A 5,272-nucleotide genomic window follows, 5' to 3' on the forward strand; every position below is an offset into this window, starting at 1 on the left:
TGCCGGCACCTATGAAGAGGCCCGCAAAGACCCCCGCAATGGCGGTCACCATCGCGACCAGCACCCGACTGAATGCCTTCATGTTCTCCCTAGCTTTATCGCCGACAGCCCGGGAGGGCCGCCGAGTATGTGGCTTGGCGTACCAGTCCCCGCAGACCGTATCGCCGCGCAAGTCTCATATGTGACATCGATTAGGAACCTCACACATTGCTCTTACGCATTGCTCATCGTTGACACGAGGAACATAACGGCAGGGCATAGGGGCGGCAACGCGAGCAGAGCCGGACGGCAGAGGTTACGGTCGCTCGATCGAAATTTGCTGACAATCGACCGGCAGCCGGCTCGGCACGCCCTGACGCTGGCGTTTGAACCGGTGGGCAACGCAGTGATGTCATTCGCTTCGATAACGAGTTGAGGTCCAGAACACTGCCGCCTTCCAGCGGATTCCCGGACGCATAAGCCGCTCACCTATTCATTGATGATGAGGCGGGACGTTCGTCCGCAACCACCGATCTCGATCGGCTTCCTCTTCCGGCGAAGCGGTGTCACGTTCGTCCGGCGCGATCTCGGGAAGAGCCTCGCCGAAAATCTTGTTAACTGTGTGACGCGAAATTTTGTCCGATTCCGCCATGTTGATACTCCTTTGTGACGAACATCACATTTGATCATAAAGTCTTACGCAAACAGTAATTAACCTGCGGTTAACCGAAGCCGCGTGCCGCCGGTCGGTGTCCACCCGGAAAACAAAAACGGCGGCCCGTAGGCCGCCGTTCTCCCACTTCTCAGATCTCCAAGCTTGATAGCTGGCCGATCACTTGCGCGGCCAGCGGACCGAGTGTGGCCATCCCGTCGCGGACGGCGGCGCGCGACCCGGCGATGTTCACCACCAACGTGCTCCCCGAAACTCCGCACAGGCCGCGCGACAGCCCGGCGTCGACGATGCCGGCCGACAGGCCCGACCCGCGCAACGCCTCGGCGATGCCGAGCAGCTCGCGGTCGAGGATGTCGCGGGTGGCCTCCGGCGTCACATCGCGCGGCGTCACCCCCGTCCCACCGACCGACACCACCAGATCCACACCGCCGATCACCGCGGTGTTCAGCGCATTGCGGATCTCGACCTCGTCTGCGGCCACCACCACCACGCCGTCGACGACGAACCCGGCCTCACCCAACAACTCGGTGACCAACGGCCCGCTGTGGTCTTCCTCGCCGTGCGCGGTGCGATCGTCCACGACGACGACGAGCGCCCTGCCCACCAACTCCCCTGGCTGTTCCATGCCTGCAACCGTATATCCGGCAGCAGACAACGGTGTAGCCAGACGCAGTGGCGCCATGCCATCCGATCCCATCACTGTGCTCATTGCTCGGCCCGCCCGAGGGTGACCTCCACGGTCTGCGCCTTTCCGCCCTGGTCCAGGAAGGTCAGGGTGACCTTGTCTCCGGGGGCCTTGGACCGCACCGCCGCCACGAGCGCGTCGGCGCTGCCGATCACGCGATCGTCCACCTTTGTCACGACCACGCCGCTGGGCAGGCCGGCTGCTGCCGCGGCCCCGCCGTTGGTGACCTCTACGATCTTGGCGCCGTCTGTGGTGCGGTCATTGCTGACCTGTACGCCCAACGAGGCATGCGAGGCCGTGCCGCTCTGGATCAATTCGTCGGCGATCCGCTTGGCCTGATCCACCGGGATGGCGAAGCCCAGGCCGATCGAGCCGCTCTGGGCCTGCGGGGAATCGCCGCCCATCGTGGCGATCGCCGAGTTGATCCCGACCAGTTCACCGTTCATGTTGACCAGGGCGCCTCCGGAGTTGCCCGGGTTGATCGCCGCGTCGGTCTGGATCGCGTCGAGCACCGTGTTCTGGTTGCGGGTGTCACCGCCGGCGGCGACGGGACGGTTCAGCGCACTGATGATGCCGGTGGTGACGGTCCCTTCAAGGCCGAGCGGCGAGCCGATGGCCACGACGTCCTGCCCCACCCGCAGGTTGCCCGAGGAGCCGAGCGTGATCGGGGTCAGATTCGAGACGTCCTGCGCCCGCACCACGGCGATGTCGCTGCTGGGATCGGTGCCGACCACCGTGAACGGCTTGGTGGTGCCGTCGGAGAACGTCACCTTGGTCTGCGCGGCGGCTGGCGGCGCCCCGGGCGGGAGAGCGGGGGTGCCGGGCTTGGCAGCGGCCTGCACGACGTGGTTGTTGGTCAGGATCAGCCCGTCGGCGGTGAGGATGATGCCCGAGCCTTCCTCGGACGCGCGGCCCAGATCGGTCTCGAGCTTGACCACGCTCGGCACCACCTTGGCTGCCACCTGCTCGACGGAGCCGGGCGGCAGAGCGGCCGCGGGAACCGTTGGCGCGGCGCCGATACCCTGCGTGCCCAGCCGCGGATGGTCGTCGTGCACGAGGGTGGCGACGCCGCCACCGATACCGGCCGACACCACCGCGACGGCGAGGGCACCGGCGACCAGACCGGCCCGGGAACGTTTCTTGGCCGGGATCGGCTGCGGGCCGGCCGGAATCCGGTACGGGTCATACGGGGCGCGGTAGGCCTGCTGCGGCTGTTGTTGGGGCTGCTGCGGCTGCTGCCGCGCGTAGCGCCAGTCGTACTGCTGCGACTGATACGGGTCTGGACGCGCACCGGCGTATCCGGGGGCGACGCTGCCGGGATGTTGCTCCGGCTGCTGGGGGTACCTCGGGTGGTTCGTCATTGTGCTGCGTGCTCTTCTCTTGTAGATGGTCCGCGGCCGGTGCTGCGCCGACCCGACCCGTATGTCCAACCCTCGTGTCCGTCACTTCGTCAAACGAAGCTGCGGCCACTCTGGTTGCCCAGATGGGCTGAGAATCCACTTAGAGATTCGGTCCATCCGTGACTCGTCCCCCGACTGCTCCAACCTTCTCACTTTTTCTCTGCGCCGACGGAGTGCCCGTCACCGACCGGCCGCATGTGTGTCGCGTCGGCATGGGGAATCGGCTGCCCCGGCAGCATCAGGAAGATCGAGGTGCCCGGCGGGTCACCACCCGGCACCGTCTCGTCAATCCGCAGTGCGCCACCATGTTTCAGCACCACCTGCTGGACGATAGCCAACCCGAGACCCGATCCTGGCATCGCCCTGGCCGCATCCGAGCGGTAGAAGCGCTCGAACACCAGCGCACGTTCCTGCGGCGGGATGCCGGGCCCGTGATCGGAGACCACCAGCTCGGCATGGGTCGGGTCGACCTGGTGCAGCCGCACCCCGACCCGACCGCCGGCCGGGCTCCACTTGGCCGCGTTGTCGAGGAGGTTGAGCACGGCGCGGCCCAGGCCGGGCGCGTCGCCGAAGACCTGCCAGCCGACGACGTCGACGTCGAACTCGATGTCGTTGCGGCGCCGCCGAACCCGCTCCAGGCTGCGATCGACCACCTCGGACATGTCGACAGGTTCCGGCGTGATGCCGCCGGCGTCGTCGCGCGTGAGGTCGACGAGATCACCGACCAGGGTGGACAGTTCCTCGATCTGGGCGATCACGTCGGCCTGCAGCCCGGCCATCTCGTCCTCGGGCAGCGGCGGCGCCCCCGGGGCCTGCGAGGCCATCAACAGCTCGACGTTGGTACGCAGTGAGGTCAGCGGCGTTCGCAGCTCGTGCCCGGCATCGGACACCAGCCGGGCCTGACGTTCCCGGGATTCGGCCAGCGCCCGCAGCATCATGTTGAACGCCTCGGTGAGCCGGGCCAACTCGTCGCTGCCGACCACCGGGATGGGCCGCAGGTCGTCGGTGCGGGCCACCCGCTCGGCGGCTTCGGTGAGTCTGCCCACCGGCCGCAGCCCGGCCCGGGCGACGGCACCACCTGCCATGGCGGCCACTGCCACGCCCACGCCGCCGACGATGAGCAGCACGGTGCCCAAACTTCGGAGCACTTGGACGGTGGGGGCCAGACTCTTGGAGATCAACAGGGAGCTGCCGTTGGCCAGGTGCACGGCCAGCACCCGCTGATGGTTGGCGGTGCGCAGGGACATCAGCAGCTCACCGGAGATGACGTCCTTCTCTGCCTGTCCCAGCGGCAGCATCTGGCCCTGCTGGTTGGCGGTGTAGATGGACCGACCCGGGATCACCAGCATCGCGTTGACGTCGGAGTACGCGGTTCCCTCGATGGCCTTGCCCGGATCGGCGGCCAGCGATCCGCTCTCGATGAGCAGCCGGGCGCGGCTGTGCAGCTGGTTGTCCAGATCGTCGTAGAGGGCGCGCGACACCACGGCGTAGACGGCGACGGCCATGAGCACCACCACCATGGCCACCATCGACATCGCGAGCATCATCACGCGCCAGCGCAGTGACAGTGAGCTGGTGTTTTTGAGATTGGCAGCGCGCCAGGTGTTCATGACGGCGGGCCGCCCAGAGTTCGGAGTGAGCGCCATCAAATCAGGGGGGTGTTTCGCGCAGCACGTAACCGACGCCCCGCACGGTGTGGATCAGTCGTGGCTCGCCCTCAGCCTCGGTCTTGCGCCGCAGATAGCCGATGTACACCTCGAGGGCGTTGCCGGAGGTCGGGAAGTCGAAACCCCACACCTCTTCGAGGATGCGGCTACGGGTCAGCACCCGGCGGGGGTTGGCGATCAGCATCTCCAGCAGCGAGAACTCGGTGCGGGTGAGGCTGATCTGACGCTGGCCGCGGGTCACCTCTCGGGTCACCGGGTCCAGGGTCAGATCGGAGAATGTCATCTTCTGCGACTCGCCGTCGTCGCTGACCGTCCGGCGCAGCAAGGCGCGCATCCGAGCCAGCAGCTCTTCGAGGGCAAACGGCTTGGGAAGGTAGTCGTCGGCGCCGGCGTCCAGACCGGCAACCCGCTCGGACACCGAATCGCGGGCGGTCAGCACCAGGATCGGCAAATCGTCACCGGTGCTTCGCAGCTGCCGGCACACCTCGAGGCCGTCCAGCCGCGGCATCATCACATCCAGGACCACGGCGTCGGGCCGGTCGGCGGCAATCGCGTCGAGAGCTTCGACCCCATCCTGGGCAAGCTCGACCGAATAACCATTGAAGGAAAGCGACCGGCGCAGGGATTCGCGCACAGCGCGATCGTCGTCAACGACAAGTATGCGCACAGGCACAGTTTCAACCCGCTATCTGAGAGGGGGCTGAGAGGCGCGCCGCAAATTCGCCGAGCGTTTTGCGTGGCCGGGACGACCCCGACGATGGGTGGACACGACAAAAAGCGCTATCACTATGGATAGCGCTTTTTGGTAAAGGTGCGTGTGGTGTTAGCGCTTGTCGAGGTCGACGAGACCCAGACGAGCGGCCTTGAG

General features: G+C 66.6%; 5 protein-coding genes. All 5 read right to left on the reverse strand.

Annotated features, from left to right (window positions below):
* Positions 1-472 precede the first annotated feature (472 nt).
* A complete protein-coding gene (locus tag A5740_RS28355; protein WP_139335118.1) occupies positions 473-631 on the reverse strand; it encodes a hypothetical protein in 159 nt (52 codons plus the stop codon).
* Positions 632-782: 151 nt separating this feature from the next.
* Positions 783-1,334, reverse strand: coding sequence for a molybdenum cofactor biosynthesis protein B (locus A5740_RS13910; RefSeq protein WP_371454752.1), 552 nt, complete (start codon positions 1,332-1,334; stop codon positions 783-785).
* Positions 1,335-1,357: 23 nt separating this feature from the next.
* The gene (locus tag A5740_RS13915) at positions 1,358-2,698 is read right to left on the reverse strand and encodes a S1C family serine protease (protein ID WP_076194918.1); all 1,341 of its coding nucleotides are present in this window, start codon (positions 2,696-2,698) and stop codon (positions 1,358-1,360) included.
* A gap of 188 nt (positions 2,699-2,886) precedes the next feature.
* Positions 2,887-4,347, reverse strand: a complete 1,461-nt coding sequence (locus A5740_RS13920) for a HAMP domain-containing sensor histidine kinase (protein WP_076194920.1) — start codon at positions 4,345-4,347, stop codon at positions 2,887-2,889.
* Between the two features lie 40 nt (positions 4,348-4,387).
* Positions 4,388-5,071, reverse strand: coding sequence for a response regulator transcription factor (locus tag A5740_RS13925; protein WP_076194922.1), 684 nt, complete (start codon positions 5,069-5,071; stop codon positions 4,388-4,390).
* Between the last annotated feature and the right edge of the window lie 201 nt (positions 5,072-5,272).

The sequence above is a fragment of the Mycobacterium sp. GA-1841 genome (genome assembly GCF_001954135.1).
Classification (GTDB): Bacteria; Actinomycetota; Actinomycetes; order Mycobacteriales; family Mycobacteriaceae; genus Mycobacterium.

What these genes read in the sequence shown, in the direction of transcription:
- A5740_RS28355 (WP_139335118.1), bottom strand. Translation starts at nt 631, where the DNA reads ATGGCGGAATCGGACAAAATTTCGCGTCACACAGTTAACAAGATTTTC.
- A5740_RS13910 (WP_371454752.1), bottom strand. Translation starts at nt 1,334, where the DNA reads ATGGCGCCACTGCGTCTGGCTACACCGTTGTCTGCTGCCGGATATACG.
- A5740_RS13915 (WP_076194918.1), bottom strand. Translation starts at nt 2,698, where the DNA reads ATGACGAACCACCCGAGGTACCCCCAGCAGCCGGAGCAACATCCCGGC.
- A5740_RS13920 (WP_076194920.1), bottom strand. Translation starts at nt 4,347, where the DNA reads ATGAACACCTGGCGCGCTGCCAATCTCAAAAACACCAGCTCACTGTCA.